This is a genomic window from Hyphomicrobiales bacterium (assembly GCA_030688605.1).
GTDB lineage: Bacteria > Pseudomonadota > Alphaproteobacteria > Rhizobiales > NORP267 > JAUYJB01.
Genome location: JAUYJB010000151.1, coordinates 1 through 21,255, shown reverse-complemented (window position 1 = coordinate 21,255; position 21,255 = coordinate 1). Strand labels below are relative to the sequence as shown.

Sequence of the window (21,255 nt, the reverse complement as noted above, 5' to 3'; positions counted from 1 at the left end):
TCATCCGCCTCGCGCCCAAGGGCGCTCGGCACCTTCTCCCGCAAGGGGAGAAGGGAAAAGCAAACCCTCTCCCCTCGCGGGAGAGGGTGGCGCCGCTCATAAAGCGGCGCCGGGTGAGGGGGCCAGCGCTTCCCCTCTGGTCTCACATGCCCGGGAAATGCGCCATGAAGCAACCGACGCGGAGGCAAAGCTTTGGAGCGCACGCCGCAATCTGCAGCTTGTCCAGGCGAAGTTCCGGCGGCAGGTCCCGTTGGGGCTCTTTATCGGTGACTTTGTGTGTTTCGAGGCACGCCACGTGGTGGAAGCGGACGGTGGTCAGCACGCCGAAGCCGAAAAGGATCGCTGGCGAGACCGCTGGTTCGCCGAGAATGGCTATCGGACTCTGCGGTTCTGGAACAACGAGATCCTTGAGAATCTGGAAGGCGTTCTACTGGCGATTTCAACTGCTCTGTCGAATTCACCCCCTCACCCGGTTCGGCCGGCGGCCTCGCCACCCTCTCCCGCAAGGGGAGAGGGTTCACGCGCGACTGGCCAGCGATTCACGAACGAGGAACCGCGATGACCAGGCATGTTCTCGACCACATATCTTTGAGCGTCTCCGACTATGCCCGCGCCAAGGCGTTCTACACCGCCGCGCTGGCGCCGCTCGGCCTTGTGCCGATGATGGAGTTTTCCGACGAGGTCACCGGCTCAACCGATGTCGTCGGCTTCGGCACCGCGGGCAAGCCCTTCTTCTGGCTCGCGGCCAAGGGGCGGCAGACGCCGGCGCAGCACATCGCCTTCGGTGCCGCGACGCGCGCCGAGGTCGGCGCCTTCCACAAGGCGGCGCTCGCCGCCGGCGGCAAGGACCACGGCGCGCCGGGGCTGCGCCCCCACTATCACCCGAACTATTACGGCGCCTTCGCGCTCGACCCGGACGGCAACAATATCGAGGCGGTCTGCCACGAGCCCGAGTGAGCATGCAGGTGTCGCCAAACGAGGGAAACGCATGATGAGCAAGGACGGAAACGGCCGTTACACCGGCGGCTGCCAATGCGGCGCCGTGCGCTTCGCGGTCGAGGGCACGCTCGGCCGGCCGTCGATCTGCCATTGCCGCATGTGCCAGAAGGCGTTCGGCGGCTTCTACGCGCCGCTCGTCGGCATCGGCCGCGCGCGGCTTGCCTGGACGCGCGGCGAACCGAAACGGTTCCAAAGCTCCAATCATGTGAAGCGCGGCTTCTGCGCCGATTGCGGCACGCCGCTGACCTACGAGGCGCCCGATGGCGTGGCGCTGGCGATCGGCGCCTTCGACGATCCGGCGGCGCTTGCCCCGGTCATGCAATACGGCATCGAGGGCAGGCTACCCTATGTCGACGGCCTGCCGGCGCTGCCGGCGCTGCGCACCGAAGACGAGATCGCGGCCGCCGCCTACCTCAAAACCATCATCAGCCATCAGCATCCCGACCACGAAACGGCCGAATGGCCGCCCCACGGACAAGTGACATGACCCAGGAACGCCTCTACCTGTTCGACACGACGCTACGCGACGGCGCGCAGACCAACGGCGTCGATTTCTCCGTCGAGGACAAGCGCATCATCGCCGAAATGCTCGATGCGCTCGGCGTCGACTATGTCGAGGGCGGCTATCCCGGCGCCAACCCGACCGACAGCGCGTTCTTCGCCCAGCGCCCGGCCCTGAAGCACGCGCGGCTGACCGCCTTCGGCATGACCAAGCGCGCCGGCCGCTCGGCCTCCAACGATCCGGGCCTTGCCGCGGTCCTCGATGCCGATGCCGAGGCGGTGTGTCTGGTCGCCAAGAGCTGGGATTTCCACGTCGACGTGGCGCTCGGCGTCAGCAACGAGGAGAACCTTGCCGCGATTCGCGAATCGGTTGCCGCGATCCGCGCCAAGGGCCGCGAGGCGATCATCGATTGCGAGCATTTCTTCGACGGCTACAAGGCGAACCCCGACTATGCGCTCGCCTGCGTCAAGGCGGCCCACGAAGAAGGCGCCCGCTGGGTGGTCCTGTGCGACACCAATGGCGGCGCGCTGCCCGAGGAGGTCGAGGCGATTGTCGGCGAAGTCGTCAAGCATGTGCCCGGCGACCATCTCGGCATCCACACCCACAACGACACGGAGAACGCGGTCGCCAATTCCTTCGCCGCGGTGCGCGCCGGCGTGCGCCAGATCCAGGGCACGCTCAACGGCCTCGGCGAGCGCTGCGGCAACGCCAACCTGACCTCGATCATTCCGACGCTGTTGTTGAAGGAGCCTTACAGGAGCCGTTTTGCGACCGGCGTCGACCTGGGCGCGCTTTCCCGGCTGACCTCGACCTCGCGGCTTCTCGACGAACTGCTCAACCAGGCGCCGAACCGCCACGCGCCCTATGTCGGCGAAACGGCATTCGCGCACAAGGGCGGCATCCACGTCTCGGCGGTCGAGAAGGACCCCACGACCTACGAGCACATCGCGCCGGAGATCGTCGGCAACCGGCGGCGGACGCTCGTCTCCGATCAGGCCGGCCGCTCCAACATCCTCGCCGAGTTGCGCGCCCGCGGCATCGAGGTCGACAAGGACGACGCCGTCGTCGGTCGCCTGCTCGAGGAGGTCAAGAACCGCGAGGCGATCGGCTACGCCTATGAGGGGGCGGAGGCCTCGTTCGAGATGCTGGCGCGGCGCATCCTCGGCCAGGTGCCGCAATATTTCACGGTCGAAAGATTCCGCGTCACGGTCGAGCGCCGGCACAATGCGCTCGGCGAGCTGGTCACCGTGTCGGAGGCCACCGTCAAGGTCGCGGTCGACGGGCAGACGATGATGTCGGTGGGCGAGGGGGTCGGCCCGGTCCACGCCCTCGACATCGCGCTCAGAAAGGACCTCGGCAAATATCAGAGCTACATCGACGATCTGGAGCTGGTGGACTTCAAGGTGCGTATCCTCAATGGCGGCACCGGCGCGGTGACTCGGGTGCTGATCGAGAGCGCCGATGGCTCGGGCGACCGCTGGTTCACGGTCGGCGTGTCGGCCAATATCGTCGATGCCTCGTTCCAGGCGCTGACCGACTCGATCACCTACAAATTGCTAAAGGAGGGTGCGCCGGCCCCCTGATCGGTCGGCTTGCAGATGGCGGCCGCCTTTTTCAGCGTCGGCACGATCTGCTCGACCGTCTCGGCGACGAAATAGCGCGCCATCAGCCCTTCGCGGATGAACGCCTCCGCGCGCATGTGGGTCATGAGCGCGATCAGCGGCTGCCAGAAGCCGGCAATGTTGGCGAGCACGACCGGCTTTTCATGCTGTCCGAGCTGCGCCCAGGTGAGCATCTCGACGGTCTCCTCGAGCGTGCCGAGGCCGCCGGGAAGCGCGACGAAGCCGTCGGCGCGGTCGAACATGGCGCGTTTTCGCGCATGCATATCCTCGGTCACCAGAAGCTCGTCGACCTCGCGCATCATGCGCTCGCGGGCGACCAGGAACTGAGGGATAATGCCGGTAACCTTTCCGCCGTGCTCGATCACCGACCGGGCGAGGGTGCCCATCAGCCCGAGGCTGCCGCCGCCATAGACGAGGCGAATCTGCGCGGCCGCGAGAATGCGGCCGAAACCGCGGGCCGCCTCCGCATAGGCGGGATCGGTGCCGAGGCCGGAACCGCAATAGACGCAAACAGCTTGAATTCTGGTCATTTAGCCATCTCGCATTGGCAGCAATCACGCGTCAAGAAGGCAGCCGCCGCCCTGGTAAATAGTAACTCTGTCGACAGACAGGGTATTTTGCAGTAGCCCTGCACCTGATAATGTGACCTGAAATGGGCAACGGACGGTGCATTGCACAATGGCGGCCACGGCGTCGTGAGCCGCCGCTTGGAGTTGTCCCCGTAGACGCCGGCAAAATAACAATACCAACCCGCTGAAGCGAGGAATGGACGTGATCACCAAAATTATCGCAGCCCTTAAGAGCAACCTCGCCCTCACTCTGAGCGCCGTCGGCGTTGCCGTGGTTGCCGCGGTGGCCGGAACCGCAGGCTGGATATACGCGAACCAGCCTCAGGTGCAAGAGGTCGAAGCACCGCAAACGCTGACAACGCCGGACGGCACTGCGCCGGGATCGCAGACGCGCCAGGCGCGGCTTCCCGAAGCGGCGGAGCCCGGTGGCGAGGCTCCGCCGGCCGCCGTGTCCGGTGAGCCGGCCGCGCCCGGCCAAACGCTGCCCGGTTTCGACATCGTGCGCGTCCAGCCGGACGGCGGCGCGGTCGTCGCCGGTCAGGCCGAGCCCGGGTCCAAGGTGGTTCTGTTCGCCAATTCCGAGCCGGTGGCCGAGACGAAAGCCGACGCGACGGGAAGCTGGGTCCTGGTGCTCGAAAAGCCGCTGCCGGCCGGCGCCAGCGATCTGTGGCTCAGCGCCGAGAAGGCGGGCTCGCCGAAGGTCCGCTCGGCCCAGTCGGTCGCCGTGGTAATCGATCCGAATAAGAACGAGCGCCCCCTGGTCGTCGTACAGGACGACGCGGGAAGCCGCGTGTTGCAGAAGCCCGAGGTCATCGCCGTGGCGACGCCAACCGAGGCGCCGCAGCCGCCGCCGGCCGCGCCTTCCGCCGCCGAAACGCCGGGCGAAGTCGCCGCCATGGCGCCGCAGGAACCTACGCAGGCGCAGCCGCCCGCCGGGGTTGGCGCGACGTTGCGCGTGCCGGTGACCATAGAGGCCGCCGACTATGATGTTGGCGGCCAGCTGCACATGTCGGGCACGGCGGCGCCATCGGCGACGGTGCGGCTCTATTACGACAACAACTATATCGGCGACGCGGAGGCGGACTCCGAGGGGCGCTGGTCGCTCAGCTTCAAGCGCAGTCTCGACGGCGCCGCGCATACGGTGCGCGCCGACGAGGTGGCGCCGGCGAGCGGCGACATTCTGGCCCGCGCCGAAGTGAGCTTCATCGCCGAGCTGCCCGAGAGCGAACGGCGCAGACTGGCAGAGGCCGCCGAAGCGGCGAAGGCCGCGCCGCCGCCGGGGACCCAGGTGGCCGCAGCGACGGATCAGGCCGTGACCATTCCGGATGCGCTGGGTGCGCCGGAAGAGGTGGTGGAGCAGGCCACGCCGACTTCCACCGAAGCGGTCGCGGAGAGCGTGGCCACGCCGCCCGCGCCGCCGGCCGAAGAGACCGCCCCGGCACCGGAAGCCCCCGATATGGCCGCGGCCGAACCCACCGCCGAGCCGCCTTCGCCGGCGCTGCCCTTGGCGGCCATAGGCGACGATCCGAAGGTGCCCAACCGGATAACCGTGGTGCGCGGCGACAATCTGTGGCGCATTTCCCGCACCTTCTATGGCCGCGGCATCCGCTACACCACTATCTTCCAGGCCAACCGCGATCAGATCCGCAATCCGCACTGGATCTATCCCGACCAGGTATTTCTGATCCCGCGCCTGAAGAGTACCGACGAAGCGGTCAACTGAGCCGTTTTGACGGCTGATGCTCCCGCTTGCCTGAATAGGCCTTCGGCCTATATGAAGGCGAGCGCCTTGCGGAGCCTTTGAGACATGCTGGCAGCACCGCGGCCGGCGCCCGGCTTCGCTCAAGCCCGAAAATTCAGCCGGTCGGCGCGCCGCGCGGGAAATATGATGCTGCAAAGGACGGACCGCAAATACGGCTCGCAATGGGGGACGCTGAAGGCGCTGTTGCCCTATATCTGGCCGCCCGACCGGCCAGACCTGAAGCTGCGCGTCGTCATCGCGCTTTCCATGCTCATCGCCGCCAAGGCCGCGACCATCGCCGTTCCCTTCTTCTACAAGGCCGCCGTCGACGCGCTCACCGCCGGGGCCGATACCACCACGATGCTGCTGATCAGCGGGCCGCTCGGCCTCATTGTCGCCTATGGCGTCGGCCGGGTGATGATGGTGCTGTTCGCGCAGATGCGCGACGCGCTGTTCTCCAAGGTCGCCCAGCACGCGGTGCGCTCGCTCGCGGTGAAGACCTTCCGCCACATGCACCGCCTGTCGTTGCGCTTCCACCTGGAGCGCAAGACCGGGGGCCTGAGCCGCATCATCGAGCGCGGCACCCGCGGCATCGAGGTCATCGTCCGCTACACCATGCTCAATACCGCGCCGACGGTGCTCGAGCTGATGCTCATCGGCGGCGTGCTCTACTACCATTTCAACTTCTGGTATCTGTTGGTGATGCTGGTCACGGTGGTGGCCTATGTGTCGTACACGTTTATCGCCAGCGAGTGGCGCATCGGCATCCGCCGCGACATGAACGAGTCCGACACCGACGCCAACACCAAGGCGATCGACAGCCTGCTCAACTACGAGACGGTGAAATATTTCGGCAATGAGGGCTGGGAGGCGAGCCGCTTCGACCAATCGATGGGGCGCTATGAGCGCGCGGCGGTGCGCAGCAACACGTCCCTGGCGGTGCTCAATTCCGGCCAGGCGGTGTTCTTCACCATCGGGCTCACGGTCTGCATGGTGATGGCCGCCCGCGACGTTGCCGCCGGCAGCCTCACCGTCGGCGATTTCGTCATGGTCAACGCGCTGCTGATGCAGCTCTTCGTTCCGCTCAACTTCATGGGCATGGTCTACCGCGAGATCAAGCAGGGGCTGGTCGACATCGAGAACATGTTCGACCTGCTCGGCAAGGAGCCCGAGATCGGCGACGTTCTCGGCGCCCGGCCGCTCAGCGTCGAGGCCGGCGAGATCCGTTTCGAGAATGTCGATTTCTTCTATGACGCGAACCGGCAGATCCTGCACCGGCTGTCCTTCACGGTGCCGCCGGGAAAGACGGTCGCCATCGTCGGCCCCTCCGGCGCCGGCAAGTCGACCATCTCGCGCATCCTGTTCCGCTTCTACGAGGTTTCCGGCGGGCAGGTGCTGATCGACGGCCACGACATCCGCATGGCGACGCAGGATTCGCTGCGCCGGGCGATCGGCATGGTGCCGCAGGACACGGTGCTGTTCAACGACACGATTGCCTACAATATCCGTTATGGCCGGCCCGACGCCTCCGACGAGGAGGTGTATGAGGCGGCCCGCATGGCCCAGATCGACGAATTTATCCGCGGCCTGCCCGCCGGCTACGACACCGAGGTCGGCGAGCGCGGGCTCAAGCTTTCCGGCGGCGAGAAGCAGCGCGTCGCCATCGCCCGCACCATCCTCAAAGGTCCGCCGATCCTGATGCTCGACGAGGCGACCTCGGCGCTCGACAGCGCCACCGAACAGGAGATTCAGGCAGCGCTCCGCCGGGTCTCCGAGAACCGCACCACACTGGTCATCGCCCACCGGCTTTCGACCATCATCGACGCCGACGAGATCCTGGTGCTCAAGGCCGGCCGCATCGCCGAGCGCGGCCGCCACGAGGGACTGCTGACGAAGGGCGGGCTTTACGCCGACATGTGGAACCGCCAGCGCGAGGCCGAGGCGGCGCGCGCCCGCCTTGCCGAAGCGGAGGTCGACGAGGCCGCCTCGCCGGCCGAGGCGGCGGTCGAGCCGATTCTTACGGAGTAGGCCATGGCGGCGGAACGGAACGGAGCGGGGTCTGCGGGCGGCATCGTCGATTCCATCTTCTCCGTGCTGGCGCCGGTGCATCGCGAGGGTTATCTCTTTGTCCTCGTCTTCGCCGGCATAAGCCTGATCCTGTTTGCCTTCGCCGGCCGGACAGCCGGCTGGCTCGGCGTCATCGCAACGGCGTGGTGCGCCTATTTTTTCCGCGATCCGGCGCGGGTGACGCCGCTGCGCAACGGTCTCGTGGTGGCGCCGGCGGACGGGCGCATCTCGGCGATCGAGGAGGTCGAGCCGGCGGCGGAACTCGAGCTCGGCGGCGGCAAGTGCACCCGCATCTCGATCTTCATGAACCTGTTCGACTGCCATGTGAACCGCGTCCCGGTGCCGGGCCGGGTCGTGAAAACCGCCTATCGGCCGGGCAAGTTCGTCAATGCCGCGCTCGACAAGGCGAGCGAAGAGAACGAAGCCAACGCCGTGGTCATCGAGACCGCCGACGGCCACCGCGTCGGCGTCGTCCAGATCGCCGGGCTTGTCGCGCGCCGCATCGTCTGCTTCGTTAAGGAGGGCGAGACGCTGCAAGCCGGCGACCGGTTCGGGTTGATCCGCTTCGGCAGCCGGCTCGACGTCTATCTGCCGGCGGGAAGGCAGACGCTGGCCTGCCTCGGCCAGCGCGCGGTCGCCGGCGAGACGGTGCTCGCGGACCTTGCCGCCGACGAGCCGCAGCGCCAGGGCCGGAAAAGCTGAAGGAGGGTCTTGCACCATGAAACGGCTGTTCCCGCCCTTCGAGCCCGAGGACGAGGAGCGCGCGCGAAGCTCGCGCTTTCGCCGCATTCCGACCCGGCTGTTGATCCCCAACCTGATCACGCTATTGGCGCTGTGCATGGGGCTGACCGCCATCCGCATGGCGCTGGAGGCCCGCTTCGAATGGGCGGTGGCGGCGATCGTCATCGCCGCGGTGCTGGATTCGCTTGACGGCCGCATCGCCCGGCTCCTGAAGTCGACCTCGCGCTTCGGCGCCGAGCTCGATTCGCTCGCCGACTTTGTCAATTTCGGCGTCGCTCCGGCGGTGCTGCTCTACAACTGGTCGCTGGTCGAGCTGAAGTCGGCGGGCTGGATCGGGGTGCTCGCCTTCAGCCTGTGCTGCGCGCTCAGGCTTGCCCGCTTCAACGTCGCCCTGGAGCGGCCGCGCCCGGCCTGGATGTCGAAATTCTTCGTCGGCATGCCGGCGCCCGCCGGCGCGATCACGCTGCTGCTGCCGCTCTATGTGGAGTATCTCGGAATTGCCGAGGTGCGCGGCCTGTCGCCGCTGGTCCTCGTCTATTGCGGGGCAATCGCCTTTCTCATGGTTTCGCGCGTGCCGACGTTTTCCGGCAAGGCATTGGGGATGCGCGTGTCGCGCGATATGGTGATGCCGATTTTCGTGCTGGTCGTGCTGTTCGCCGCCTTCCTGTTGAGCTTTCCGTGGCTGACGCTGGCGACCGGCACCGTCGCCTATCTCGGCTCGATCCCGGTCAGCCTGTGGCGCTACCGCGAGTTCGCCCTCGCCGTGGAGGGCCGGAAGAGGCTGGAAGAGCCTGCCGCCGCCGCCATGCTGCCGCCCGAGGCCGAGGAGGAGGAAGACCGCCCGGTCAAGCTGCACTGAGGGCGGCGAGGCTCCGCGCGGCTGCCAGACGGACTAGTAACGCCGGCCCCGGGCTGGGGATGCGTCCGAGCCTAAGGGTGCTCCGCAGAGCGGGGATGAGTTTCGGGTGCGATTGGCGGAAAACCGAGAAAAAACGAGTTCGGTTTCAATAGTCATAGTTAACGGGAGGTGAATTGTGGGCCGTAGTGTCGCCTCTCTCCTTCGTCGTTGCCGGGCTAGACCCGGCAACCCATGCCGTTACGGCTCGGCAAGACGAGGGGCCAGAGGAATGGATCCCGGATCGCGCGACGGATGACCGCCTTGGCCTGCACACCGCCCAGGCCGTCGCTTGTCCGGGATGACGAAGTGAGGCGAGGCGGCGCCCCTTCCTTCGTCGTTGCCGGGCTCGACCCGGCAACCCATGCCGTTACGGCTCGGCAAGACGAGGGGCCAGTGGAATGGATCCCGGATCGCGCGACGGATGACCGCCTTGGCCTGCACACCGCCCAGGCCGTCGCTTGTCCGGTATGCCGGTATGGGGAAACCTCAGGGGGCGCCCCCGCGGAGGGCGTTGGACAGCCCGATCCGCCCAACATAAAATTGCCTGGCGAAGAGGGCGGCTCGCAATGCCTTTGCGCCGATCTTGAAGGTGAACCGACAGGCACGCGAACGGTCGGCGTTCTGTTCTGTTAGAAGATTTCCGCAACCGGTGGGGATTTCCGATGAGAACGCACATCAGACTCGACGAGCGGGACAATGTTGCGGTCGCTCTCCACGACCTGAAGACCGGCACCGAGCTCTCCGACCCCGAGGTTCTGCTGCGAAGCGATGTTCCAAGCGGGCACAAGTTCAGCGTGGCTGCGATCGGCCATCAGAGCCAGGTGGTGAAGTTCGGTCAGATCATCGGCACGGCCAGCGCAGATATCGGGGCCGGCGAGCACGTGCATGTGCACAATTTGTCGATGGACGATTTCGACCGCGACTATGCGTTCTCGTCGGCCAGGAGCAATACCGAAAAGCTGCCTGCGGCGGAAGCTGCAACGTTCATGGGCTATCGCCGCGCCGACGGCAAGGTGGGAACGCGCAACTATATCGGCGTCATCAGCTCGGTGAATTGCTCAGCGACCGTCGCCAAGCACGTGGCGCGCGCGATCGACAGGGAGAACCTGCTCGGCGGCTATCCGAACGTCGACGGCATCGTCGCCCTGACCCACGGCGCGGGCTGCTGCATCAGGACGGATCATGAAGGCTTCAGAATGCTGCAAAGGACGATCTGGGGCCATGCCGAGCATGCCAACTTTGCGGCGGTGCTGCTGGTGGGCCTGGGCTGCGAGGCAAACCAGATTTCCATGATGCTCAATACCTTCGGGGCCGAGAACGGCAGCCGGCGGCACTCTTTGACGATGCAGCAAGAAGGCGGAACGAAGAAAACGGTCGAGGCTGCCCTCGATTGGATCAAGGGCATCCTCCCGGCGGCGAACGAGGCGCAACGACAGCCGTGCCCGGTCAGCGAACTGAAGGTCGCACTGCAATGCGGCGGTTCGGACGGCTATTCGGGGATCACCGCCAATCCGGCGTTGGGGCTTGCCGTCGACAGGCTCGTTGCGCAGGGCGGTACGGCGGTTCTGGCCGAGACGCCCGAGATCTATGGCGCGGAGCATCTTCTAACCCGCCGCGCCGAGACGCCGGAGGTCGGGCAGAAACTCGTCGACCTCATTCGCTGGTGGGAGGACTATGCGGCGCGCAACGACAGCGCGATCAACAACAATCCGACGCCCGGCAACAAGGCGGGCGGATTGACGACGATCCTCGAAAAGTCGCTCGGCGCGATTGCAAAGGCGGGCTCCACGAACCTGATGGGCGTGCTCAGATATGCCGAGCCGATCCGCCAGTCCGGGCTCCTGTTCATGGACTCGCCGGGCTACGACCCGTGCTCCATCACCGGCGAGGTCGCCTCCGGCTGCAATCTGATCGGCTTCACCACGGGGCGCGGCTCCTGCTACGGCAACAAGCCGGTGCCGTCGCTGAAGATTGCCACCAACACGCCGATGTTCGAGCGGATGGTCGACGACATGGACATCAATTGCGGAACCGCGGTGGACGGCGAGGAGACCCTGGCCTCGCTGGGCGACTCGATCTACGAGCACATGCTGGAGATCGCGAGCGGGGCGCGGACGAAATCCGAACTGAACGATCTCGGCGACTGCGAATTCGTTCCCTGGCAGATCGGAGCACAGATGTAGCGCGGGGCCCGCGCCGCCGCCTCACTCCGCCGCTTCGGGATATTCGAGGCCGGCATCCTTGGCGGGCGCGGCGGCAACGGGTTGCGCTTCGCCTCTGTAGCGCGGGGCCCGCGCCGCCGCCTCACTCCGCCGCTTCCGGATATTCGAGGCCGGCATCCTTGGCGGGCGCGACGGCGACGGGTTGCGCTTCGCCTCCCTTCTTGCCCCGCCAGCGCGCCCGGATATGGGCGATCCGCTCGCCATAGACCGCCGGCGCGGCAAGCAGCGTCGGCACCAGGACTTGGGAGGGTGTAATCCTCAATTCGTCGAGGCTGGAAAGGGCGCGCCGTCGGCTTCCGCGGAGCGCGGGGTCCGCTTTTCCTTGGGCTCCGCAATGAAGGTGTAGAACATCGGAACGACGAAAAGGGTGAAGGCCGTTCCGATGAGGATGCCGGAGAAGATCACGAGCCCCATCGAGTAGCGGGCCGCGGCGCCGGCCCCGGAGGCGAGAATCAGCGGGACGACGCCGAGCGACATCGCTGCGGTCGTCATTAGGATCGGCCTCAGACGCACGCGCGCGGAGGCGACGATGGCTTCGCGCCGCGAGAGTCCGCGCTCGCGCTGCTGGTTGGCGAACTCGACGAGCAGGATGCCGTGCTTGGTTATCAGACCGATCAGGGTGATGAGTCCGACCTGTGTATAGATGTTGAGCGTGCCGAGCCCGAGATTCAGCGGCGCCACCGCGCCGAATATGGTCAGCGGCACCGACATCATGATGATCAGGGGATCGCGGAAGCTCTCGAACTGGGCCGCAAGGACGAGATAGATCACCACCACGGCGAGGATGAAGGCGATCAGGATCGTCGAACCCTGTTGCGCCTCCAGCCGCGATTGGCCGGAATAGTCGATGAAGAACGAATCCGGCAGCAACGATCGGGCGATGTCAACGATGGTCTGAAGGCCGTCGCCGGTCGCAACGCCGGGAAGCGGAAGTGCCGCGATCGTCGCCGAGTTGAGCTGATTGAACTGCTCGATCGACGAGGGCGCGACTTGCGTGGAGACGCTGACCACAGCCGACAGGGGAACGAGCCCCCCGGACGCGCTGCGGACGAAGTAGTCGCCTAGCTGATCGGGATTTTCCCTGAATCTCCGCGGCACCTGGGTGATGATGTCGTAGCTGTTCGAATCCCGGTCGAACTGAGCCACGGCGCCGCCGCCAACCAGGATGCCGAGGGTCCTGCCGATTTCGCTGATGGGCACGCCGAGCGCGGCGGCGCGATCGCGGTCGATGGTCACGATCACCTGCTGCGCGTCGAAGGCGAGGGAGTTCTGAACGATGATGAAGCGGCCCGAGGCGTCGGCCTCCTGCTTGACCTGTTGGGCGACCTCGTAGACCCGCGCCGGATCGCCGGTGGAGCGGATGATCACCGAGATCGGCAGGCCCCCGCCGGTGCCCGGCAGCGTCGGCGGCGCGAATACAAGCGCTTCCACGCCGGTGATCGCGCCGAGCCTGGCCTGGATGTCCTGTTGCAGCTCCGCCTGCGAGCGATCGCGTTCGGCCCAGTCCTTGAACGCCCAGACGGCAAAGCCGCTGTCGGTGGAGCCGCGGAAGCCCGTCGCCGCAAATCTCGCCCGCAGTTCCGGCAGGTCGGCGGTCAGCTCGCCGATCCGCGCGACATGGGCGGCGGTGTAGTCGGAGGTGGCGTAGCGCGGCGCCGTGATCAGGGCGAACAGGGCGCCCACGTCCTCCTCGGGGGCAAGCTCGCTGGAGGTCTTGGTGAACACATAGCCGGTCAGCGCGACCAGCACCGCAACGACGAGAAGCGTCACCGGCCGGTAATCAAGGGACCCGGCGACGCGCCGCCCGTACCAGCGCTCCACCCGCTCGAACGTGCGGTCGACGAGGCGCTGGAAACGGCCCTCGCCGGCCTTTCCGAGGATCCGGGCCGCCATCATCGGAGTAATGGTAAGGGCGACGATCCCGGAGATCGTGACGGCACCGGCAAGGGTGAAGGCAAACTCGCGAAACAGCGCGCCGGTGAGCCCGCCGGTGAAGGCGAGAGGCGCAAACACGGCGGCGAGCGTGATGGTCATGGCGACGACGGCGGAGGCGATCTCCTCCATGCCTTTCATCGAGGCGTCTCGCGGCGTCATTCCTTCTTCGATGTGGCGGTGGATGTTCTCCACCACGACGATGGCGTCGTCGACGACAAGGCCGATGGCGAGCACCATGGCGAGCAGCGACAGAAGGTTGATGGAATAGCCGACCGCGAACAGCAGGAAACACACGCCCACCAGCGATAACGGTATGGTCACGGAGGGCATCAGCACGGAGCGGACCGAGCCAAGGAAAAGCAAGATCACAAGCACGACGATCACCACGGCCTCGCCGATCGTCTTGAACACCTCCTCGATCGACGCCGCGATGGCCTCGGTGGCATCGTAGACGAGGCTGATGGTCATTCCCTCGGGCAGGGAAGCCCGAATATTGGGCAGCTCTTCCAGAACCGCCGCCGAGACGTCGAGAGGATTGGCCGCCGGCGTCGGAAAGATGCCGAGGAAGGTGCCGCTCTCGCCGTTGAAGGTGACGATGGTGTCGGTGCTCTCGGCGGCCAGCTCGACGTCGGCCACGTCGCGCAGGCGCACCACCTCAGCGCCGTCCGAGCGCAGCGGCAGTTCGGCGAACGCCTCCGGCGTCTGCAGCGTCGAGCGCACGGTGATCGGGTACGAGACGAGCCTGTTCCTCGTCCGGCCCGGCGCCGAGAGGAAGTTCGAGCTGCGGATTGCCGCGGTCACGTCGGAGGCGGTGAGTTTGCGCGCGGCGAGCCGGATCGGATCGATCCACACCCGCATGGCGTATTTCTGGGCGCCGAGGATCTGCGCTTCGGCGACGCCTTCGACCGTCGACAGCCGCGGGCGGATGACGCGCTCGAGATACTCCGTCATTTCCTCCGGCGTCATGTTGGGGTTCTGCGCCGCCAAATACATGATCGCGAACTGCATTCCGGTCCCTTTGACGATCACCGGATCCTCGGACTCCGCCGGCAGCTGGCTGCGAACCTGTTGGACTTTCGACATCACCTCTGTCAGCGCGACATCGGCATCGGAACCCAGTTGCATCTGTACGGAGACGGTGCTCGAGGATGGGCGGCTCTGGGACGTGATGTAATCGACGTTCTCCGTTGTGGCGACGGCGGCCGCGATCGGCGAGGTTATGAATCCCTGGATCAGGTCCGCGGCTGCGCCGGGATAGGTCGTGTTGATGGTGATCACCGTCTCCTCGACCTCGGGGTATTGGCGCACCGCGAGATTGAAAATGCCTTGGAAGCCGAGCAGCAGGATGAGCGCGCCGAGGACGGTCGCCAGAACCGGCCGGCGGATGAATGTGTGAGAAATGTTCACTGCCGGCCCCCCGATTGGGACACCGCCATACCCCGGCCGTCGCCAATCGCGCCATCGTCGGCGATCTTCACCGGCGTGCCGCCGGAGAGCCGGTTCTGACCCGCCGAGACGACGCGCGCGCCCGCCTCGATCCCGTCGACGATCTCCACCATGTCGGCCGAGCGGCGGCCCGCGTTCACGAACACCTGGCGGACGACGAGCTTCGGCTCCGCCGGCGCGTCTTCCGCCGGCGTGGCGTCCGCCGCTTCATCGACGACATAGACATAGTCGCCATACAGGCTGGTGACGAGCGCCGTCTGCGGGACGGCGAGCACACCGTCCTCGTCCGGGCGCTCGATGTCGACCTGCACGAACTGTCCAGGCGTCAGTCTGCGTTCCACGTTGCCGATTTCGGCGCGGACCGAAACGAGCCGCGTGCTCGGATCGATCTTCGGATCGATGCCCGCGATCGTGCCTTGGTGCCGGAGATCGCCCGCATCGGGACCGGCGCGCACCTTTTGGCCGATGCTCAGTTTCGGCAGATTCTGCTCTGGCGTCGTGAAGTCCACCTGCATTTTGTCAAGGGCTTGCAGGGTGGCTACCATCGTGCCCGGGGTGACATACCGGCCGATATCGATGCGCGGAATACCGATGGTGCCCGAGAACGGAGCTTTCAACTCCTTTTGCTCCAGCAGGGCTTGCAGCCTGGCGACACGGCTTTCGGCCACGGCGGCTTCGGCGGTCGCGGTATCCGCGCTGACCTCCGCACCGACGCCGCGCTCACGCAGTTCCAGAACGCGGTCAAGATTTTGCCGCGCAACTTGCGCTTCCGCGCGGGCCGCGGCCAGGTCGGCCTGTTCCACTTCATCTTTGAGACGGACCAGAGGCTGGTTCTTCTCGACCCGATCATTGGCCTTGAAGGCGATATCCTCAACGACGCCAGCGGCCTCGACCGCGATGTCGACGCCTCTCGTTGCCCGGACCGTACCGATCGCCCTGATGGCCGGCTGCCAAGTCACGGGTTTCACCGTGAAGGTCGAGACGGTCACCGTCGGCCGCGGACGGTTGGCGAAAAAATCCTTAATCGCCCGGTCGCGAAACAAGTTGAAGCCGACGAAACCGCCGCCCACTACGGCCAAGAGCAGGACTGCAATCACGAAACGCTTGATCATGGGGGGCGAGATCCTCTGTGGCGCGGCCCAACGACGGGTCAGGCTGTAGGAAGCTTGCCTTCACTTGGTTGTCAAACAGCCGGCACTTGCAGGCCGCCGGCAAGCTCAAGCGCGGCTTCGCGCCCGTCATCGAGATAGCGCCGCGCCGCGGTATAGACCGCCAGCCCGTAGCCGATGACGAAGCGGCTTGCGGGCGAGCCGCAGCATTGCATCGCTTCTTCAAGCCGCGCGATCTGGTCGTCGTGCAGCGCGATGCGATCGTCGACCGCCTTGGCGATGCGGTCGCGGTCGAGCAGGCCCGCGCAGGCCATGACGAACAGAAACTCGGACTGATACTTGTCCGGCAGCGGCGGCTGCTGCAGCACGGCGAGCAGCGCCGCGCGCCCCTTCTCGGTGATCGAATAGACCTTGCGGTGGGGCTTGCCCGATTGATGCTCCTCGCGGCAGGAAACCAGCCCCTCCTCGGTGAGACGCAGAAGCGCGGGATAGATGGAGCCGTAGCTCGCATCGATGAAATGGTTGAACCGGCCTTCCAGCGACATCTTCCTGATCTCGTAGCCGGTCGCCTCGCCGAAGTTCAAAATCCCGAGGCACAGCGTCTTGACGTTCATGGAATGGGGGCTCCGCCTGCAGTGGATTAAGGTCCGTCCGGCGGAGGTCTCCGCCTTCACATATGACGGTCCGATATATGACGGCGTGATATATCTACCGCCGTCGACGCTGTCAACCCGTCAGCAGCCGCCGAGGTCTGCAGCGAATTCGGTTCGAACTGAATCGGATTTCGCTCTTATCTCTTTGATTGAGCGTGTTCTTTTGGCAAAACCGGTTGCCACTTTTGCGGAACATGCTGTAGCAGGCGAAAGAAACAGGGCGATGAAGGCCAAATCGAGGCTGCTACGGCCGTTTCCCGACCGAATTCTAGCGGTAGAAGAAATCCACCAGAAACATAGGGATCGCCGGCACATAGGTGCAGATGATCAGCACCGCCAGCAGCACGGCGATGAAGAAGATATTGACCCTGCTCACCTCCCAGATATTGGCGCGGGCGATGGAACAGGCGGTGATCAGCACGCTCGCCACCGGCGGGGTCTGCTGGCCGATGGCGAGATTCAGCGTCACCACGAGGCCGAAATGGATCGGGTCGATGCCAAACTGCTGGATCAGGGGTACGACGATCGGCACCACCAGGATGATCGCCGCGGCGGAATGCAGAAAGAAACCGATGACCAGAAAAAACACGTTCAATATCAGCAGGATCAGATATTTCGATTGGGTGATCTCCAGCATCTGAAGGGCGAGCTGCTGGGGGATCTGGGCGCGGGTGAGAAAGCCGCCCATCACCACCGAGGCGGCGACCAGGATCATCACCACCGCGGTCTGCATGCCGCCGTCGAGCATCGCCTTCTTCAGGTGCCTGAAATCGATCTCGCGGTAGTAGATGCCGATGAGAAGGGCGGCCAGGACCGCGAGCCCGGCGGCTTCCGTGGCGGTGACGAAGCCACTGAAGATGCCGCCGATGATGATCGCCGGCAGCAGGAAGGTCGGCAGCGCCTCGACGAAGGTCTCCTTCACCCGCTTGATGTTAAAGGTCTCCTCGACCGGGAAGTCGTAGCGGCGGGCGAAGATGTAGGCGACGCCCATCAGCCCCATCCCGCCAAGCAGGCCGGGGATGAAGCCGGCGACGAAAAGCTGCTCGACCGAGGTTTCCGCCGAGACGGCGTAGAGGATCATCGGGATCGACGGCGGGATGATGATCGCCAGCGACGCGGAGGAGGAGGTTACCGCGGCGGCGAAGGGTGCCGAGTAACCGCGCCGTTTCATCTCCGGAATCAAGATCGAGCCCAGCGCGGCGACGTCGGCGACCGCGGAGCCTGAGATTTCCGCGAAGAACAGCGAAACCCCGATATTGACCATGGCCAGCCCGCCGCGCACGAAGCCGATCAGCGCGGAGATGAAGTTGATCAGCCGGATGGTGATGCCGGACGCGTTCATGATGGCGCCGGCAAGCACGAACATGGGGATCGCGATCAACGCGAAATTGGTCGCGCCGCCATACATGTCGAGCGCGATGACGACGAGGCTCGACATGCCTTCGGTGGCGATCAGGCCGATGATCGCGGCGATGGCGAGCGACACGCCGATCGGCACGTTGATGCAGATCATCACCACCATGGCCAGGAACATGACGGGGACGAGCATCGGCTAGTCCTCTTCCGCGTCCACGTGATCGAGCGAGATTCCCTGGCGCACGTAGCGCCAGTAGCCTGGCAGGCTCATCAGTTCGGCGACGATGAACAGCGCGGCGCCGATCGGGATCACCGACTGGGTGAATTGCACGGAAACCCAGGTGAGGCTGACCAGCGTGTCGCCCTTGAGCACCTGGACCACCTCGAAGCCGGCCCACGCCAGGGCGGCGAAGAAGGCCAGAACCAGCGCCTCGGCCAAGGCTGTCGCCCACATCCGCGCCGGCAGGGGAAGCATCAGAAGCAGCGTGTCGAAGCCGATATGCCGCCGCTTCAGCGCCGCCAGCGCGGCGCCGTAATAGGTGATCCAGGCAAGCATGATCGAGGCGACTTCGTCATACCAGGACAGCGACGCGCCGAGCTTGCGGTAGAAGACGGCGACGATGACGATGACGGTGAGGCCGACCATCAGCGCGATCAGCACCCACTCCAGCGTGCGGCCGAGTATGCGGCGAATTTTCTGTTGCATCGGGAGCCAAAGGCCGTCATTTCCGGGGGAACCGCTCTAAATACTCGGCCGGCAAGGGGCCGGCGCACCCTCATGACATCGAAGGTGCGCCGGCATCGCGTTGCAAGGCAGAGGACGATCCGACGGCGCGCTAGTTGGCGAGGCCGAGCACGGTCTCGACCAGCTTGTCGCCGTCCTTCACGGTGGCGGCGAACTCGTCATAGACCGGCTTGGAGGCGGCGACGAAGGCGGCCTTGTCCGCCTCGTTGACCGCGATTCCGCCGGCCTTCAGCTTCTCCAGCAGATCGGTCTCCAACGCAGCCGCCGTCTCATAGACATAGGCCTGCGTTTCCTGCGCGGTCTCGGCCAGAATCTTCTGCACGTCCTCCGGGAGCTGGGCGAAATGCGTATCCGAAGCAAGCACATAGGCCGGCGTGTAAACATGGCCGGTGATCGAGAGATATTTCTGGACCTCCTGGAACTTCGCTGACCAGGTCTGGGCGTGGGGGTTTTCCTGGCCGTCCATCACGCCGGTCTGGAGCGCGGTGAAGACCTCGGAAAACGCCAACGGCGAGGGGTTCGCGCCATAGAGCTTGAACATCTTGACGCGCCAGGCGCCGCTTGGCGTGCGCAATTTGACGCCCTGCAGGTCCTCGGGCTTGTTGATCGGGCGCACATTGTTGGTGATGTGGCGGAAGCCGTTCTCCCAATAAGCGAGGATGCGATAGCCCTTGGCCTTGGCCGCGGCCTGGAACACGCTCTCGCCGATCTCGTCCTGGACGCGCTTCATATGCTCGCGGTCCTTGATGATGTACGGCATCTCGAAAATGCCGAACTCGTCGGCGACCGAGGACATGACCGTCGAGGGCAGGGCCAAGTGGACCTGACCCAGCTTGAGCTTCTGCATCAGCTCCTCGTCCGTGCCGAGCTGGCTCGCGCCGAACACCTGCACCTCCGCCTTGTCGCCGAGCTTTTCATTGGCGCGGCGCGCGAACTCTTCCGCCGACATGGAGAACAAGGAGCCCGGATTGCCGACATGGCCGAACTTGATCTCCAGTTTCTGGGCCAGGGCGGGGCTTACGGACAAGGCGACTGCGACGGCCGTCAAAGCGACTAGCATTCGTTTCATAGCGATTTTCCTCCCACTCTTTCTGTTCCGGTCTTTGGTTACGGTTTCACGCTATTCCTGCGCGTTTGTCGATCGGTCGGGCGCCGACTGGTCGCGGCCGGCAAGATAGTCGAGCGCCGCCTGCACGCCGCCGCGCCGATGCGGCACGCCGGCAAGCTCCAGCCCCATCTCGACTCCGGAAAGCGATCCCGCGAGCATCAGGTCGTTGAGGTCGCCGAGGTGGCCGATGCGGAACACGCGGCCTTGCAGCTTCGACAGCCCGTTGCCGAGCGACATGTCGAAATTATCGAGCACGGTCTTGCGGAACTGGTCGGCGTCGTGGCCGTCGGGCATCACCACGGCGGTGAGCGAGTTCGAATAATGGCGCGGCTCCCGGCACTGGATATCGAGGCCCCAGGCGTTGGCCGCCCGCCGCGTCGCCTCTCCGTGGCGGGCATGGCGGGCGAAGACATTGTCGAGCCCTTCGTCGTGGAGCATGTCGATCGCCTCGGCGAGCCCGTAGATGAGGTTCGTCGCCGGCGTATAGGGGAAGACGTCCTTGTCGTTCGCCGCCTGCATCTCCTGCCACGCCCAGAAGGATTTCGGCAGCCCGGCGGTCTTGGCGGCGGCGATCGCCTTTTCGCTGACCGCGTTGAAGGAAAGGCCGGGCGGCAGCATCATCCCCTTCTGCGAGCAACCGACGGTGACGTCGACGCCCCATTCGTCCTGGCGGTAGTCCATGGAGGCGAGCGAGGAGATGGTGTCGACCATGAACAGGGCGGGGTGGTTTGCCTTGTCGATGGCCTTGCGCACCTCGTCGATGCGCGTGGTGCAGCCCGTCGAGGTCTCGTTGTGGACGACGCACACCGCCTTGATGGCATGGGCCTTGTCTTCGGCAAGCCGCGCCCCGATGGCCTCCGGGTCGGCGCCCGCGCGCCAGTCGCCCGCGATGAACTCGGCGTCGATGCCGAGCCTTCCCGCCATGGTCTTCCACAGCGTGGCGAAATGGCCGGTCTCGTACATCAGCACCTTGTCGCCGGCAGACAGCGTGTTGACCAGCGCCGCCTCCCAGGCGCCGGTGCCCGACGCGGGGTAGATGAAGACGGGTCCTGAACATTTGAAGATCGAGCGGATGCCGTCGAGGACGCGGCGCGCAAGCTTCTTGAACGCCGGCCCGCGGTGGTCGATGGTCGGTCTGTCCATCGCCCGCAGGATGCGGTCGGGAACGTTGGTCGGTCCCGGAATTTGCAGGAAATGGCGCCCAGCCGGCACGCTCGCTCCTCCCATGCCGCGCGGCGGCACTGTCTGGCGCCACGCCCGTCCCGTTGCCGGGATGCTCTTGCCATTCAATGAATTATGAATTCAATTTGGCCGTCAAGGCTTTTTTGGAGGCTTTCGCTCGATGGACGCCGGGTCCTCAACCCTTGAGCGCCGTTTGCGGCGCGAGGTGCGCGGCGAAGCCCTGTTCGGCGCCTTCGACCGCGGCCGCTACGCCGCCGACGCCTCGTTATACCAGATCGCGCCGCGCGGCGTGTTCGTGCCGGCGTCGATGGAGGATGCAGTCGCGGCGAGGGCCATCGCCCGGGATGAGGGCGTGGCGGT

The 21,255-nt window shown here is 65.6% G+C and carries 19 protein-coding genes; 10 read left to right on the top strand and 9 right to left on the bottom strand.

Annotated features, from left to right (window positions below):
* Positions 1–136: 136 nt before the first annotated feature.
* Genes Q8P46_15760 through cimA form a run of 4 tightly spaced genes read left to right on the top strand, consistent with a single transcriptional unit; the run spans position 137 to position 3,084 of the window.
* The gene (locus Q8P46_15760) at positions 137–562 is read left to right on the top strand and encodes a DUF559 domain-containing protein (GenBank protein ID MDP2621602.1); all 426 of its coding nucleotides are present in this window, start codon (positions 137–139) and stop codon (positions 560–562) included.
* Positions 559–957: a VOC family protein gene (locus tag Q8P46_15755; protein ID MDP2621601.1), complete on the top strand. Its 399-nt coding sequence runs from the start codon at positions 559–561 to the stop codon at positions 955–957. The genes Q8P46_15760 and Q8P46_15755 overlap by 4 nt, the downstream gene beginning before the upstream one ends.
* A gap of 31 nt (positions 958–988) precedes the next feature.
* Positions 989–1,486 carry a GFA family protein gene (locus Q8P46_15750; protein MDP2621600.1) on the top strand — a complete coding sequence of 166 codons (498 nt, stop codon included), beginning with the start codon at positions 989–991 and terminating at the stop codon, positions 1,484–1,486.
* A complete protein-coding gene (gene cimA, locus Q8P46_15745; protein MDP2621599.1) occupies positions 1,483–3,084 on the top strand; it encodes a citramalate synthase in 1,602 nt (533 codons plus the stop codon). Before Q8P46_15750 ends, cimA begins: the two co-directional genes overlap by 4 nt.
* Here cimA and Q8P46_15740 read toward each other — a convergent pair.
* Positions 3,048–3,653: a TIGR00730 family Rossman fold protein gene (locus tag Q8P46_15740; GenBank protein ID MDP2621598.1), complete on the bottom strand. Its 606-nt coding sequence runs from the start codon at positions 3,651–3,653 to the stop codon at positions 3,048–3,050. The two genes, cimA and Q8P46_15740, sit on opposite strands and share 37 nt — an antisense overlap.
* A gap of 241 nt (positions 3,654–3,894) precedes the next feature.
* Between Q8P46_15740 and Q8P46_15735 the strand changes: the two genes are divergently transcribed.
* From Q8P46_15735 to Q8P46_15715, 5 genes are all read left to right on the top strand, one after another.
* Positions 3,895–5,415 (top strand): LysM peptidoglycan-binding domain-containing protein, encoded by a 1,521-nt coding sequence (locus Q8P46_15735; protein MDP2621597.1) that lies wholly within the window; start codon positions 3,895–3,897, stop codon positions 5,413–5,415.
* A gap of 165 nt (positions 5,416–5,580) precedes the next feature.
* Positions 5,581–7,461: an ABC transporter ATP-binding protein/permease gene (locus Q8P46_15730; GenBank protein MDP2621596.1), complete on the top strand. Its 1,881-nt coding sequence runs from the start codon at positions 5,581–5,583 to the stop codon at positions 7,459–7,461.
* A gap of 3 nt (positions 7,462–7,464) precedes the next feature.
* Positions 7,465–8,202 (top strand): phosphatidylserine decarboxylase, encoded by a 738-nt coding sequence (locus Q8P46_15725; GenBank protein MDP2621595.1) that lies wholly within the window; start codon positions 7,465–7,467, stop codon positions 8,200–8,202.
* Between the two features lie 16 nt (positions 8,203–8,218).
* Positions 8,219–9,100 carry a CDP-diacylglycerol--serine O-phosphatidyltransferase gene (gene pssA / locus Q8P46_15720; protein MDP2621594.1) on the top strand — a complete coding sequence of 294 codons (882 nt, stop codon included), beginning with the start codon at positions 8,219–8,221 and terminating at the stop codon, positions 9,098–9,100.
* A 701-nt stretch (positions 9,101–9,801) separates the two neighbouring features.
* Positions 9,802–11,322, top strand: coding sequence for an altronate dehydratase family protein (locus Q8P46_15715; protein MDP2621593.1), 1,521 nt, complete (start codon positions 9,802–9,804; stop codon positions 11,320–11,322).
* Positions 11,323–11,443: 121 nt separating this feature from the next.
* Here the strand turns inward: Q8P46_15715 and Q8P46_15710 are convergent, their stop codons facing one another.
* The 8 genes from Q8P46_15710 to Q8P46_15675 all read right to left on the bottom strand — a co-directional run bounded on the left by Q8P46_15710 (position 11,444) and on the right by Q8P46_15675 (position 20,940).
* On the bottom strand, positions 11,444–11,623 hold the full coding sequence (locus Q8P46_15710; protein MDP2621592.1) for a hypothetical protein: 180 nt from the start codon (positions 11,621–11,623) through the stop codon (positions 11,444–11,446).
* Positions 11,620–14,703, bottom strand: coding sequence for an efflux RND transporter permease subunit (locus tag Q8P46_15705; protein MDP2621591.1), 3,084 nt, complete (start codon positions 14,701–14,703; stop codon positions 11,620–11,622). Before Q8P46_15705 ends, Q8P46_15710 begins: the two co-directional genes overlap by 4 nt.
* Positions 14,700–15,854 carry an efflux RND transporter periplasmic adaptor subunit gene (locus tag Q8P46_15700; GenBank protein MDP2621590.1) on the bottom strand — a complete coding sequence of 385 codons (1,155 nt, stop codon included), beginning with the start codon at positions 15,852–15,854 and terminating at the stop codon, positions 14,700–14,702. The genes Q8P46_15705 and Q8P46_15700 overlap by 4 nt, the downstream gene beginning before the upstream one ends.
* A gap of 71 nt (positions 15,855–15,925) precedes the next feature.
* Positions 15,926–16,465, bottom strand: coding sequence for a PadR family transcriptional regulator (locus tag Q8P46_15695; protein ID MDP2621589.1), 540 nt, complete (start codon positions 16,463–16,465; stop codon positions 15,926–15,928).
* A 307-nt stretch (positions 16,466–16,772) separates the two neighbouring features.
* A complete protein-coding gene (locus tag Q8P46_15690) occupies positions 16,773–18,053 on the bottom strand; it encodes a TRAP transporter large permease (protein ID MDP2621588.1) in 1,281 nt (426 codons plus the stop codon).
* Positions 18,054–18,056: 3 nt separating this feature from the next.
* Complete coding sequence (locus Q8P46_15685; GenBank protein MDP2621587.1) at positions 18,057–18,566, bottom strand: TRAP transporter small permease subunit; 510 nt, start codon at positions 18,564–18,566, stop codon at positions 18,057–18,059.
* A gap of 130 nt (positions 18,567–18,696) precedes the next feature.
* Complete coding sequence (locus Q8P46_15680) at positions 18,697–19,674, bottom strand: TRAP transporter substrate-binding protein (protein MDP2621586.1); 978 nt, start codon at positions 19,672–19,674, stop codon at positions 18,697–18,699.
* 51 nt (positions 19,675–19,725) lie between these two features.
* Positions 19,726–20,940: an aminotransferase class V-fold PLP-dependent enzyme gene (locus Q8P46_15675; GenBank protein MDP2621585.1), complete on the bottom strand. Its 1,215-nt coding sequence runs from the start codon at positions 20,938–20,940 to the stop codon at positions 19,726–19,728.
* A gap of 115 nt (positions 20,941–21,055) precedes the next feature.
* Between Q8P46_15675 and Q8P46_15670 the strand changes: the two genes are divergently transcribed.
* Positions 21,056–21,255 (top strand): hypothetical protein (locus Q8P46_15670; protein ID MDP2621584.1); only part of this gene is annotated, 200 nt, incomplete at its 3' end.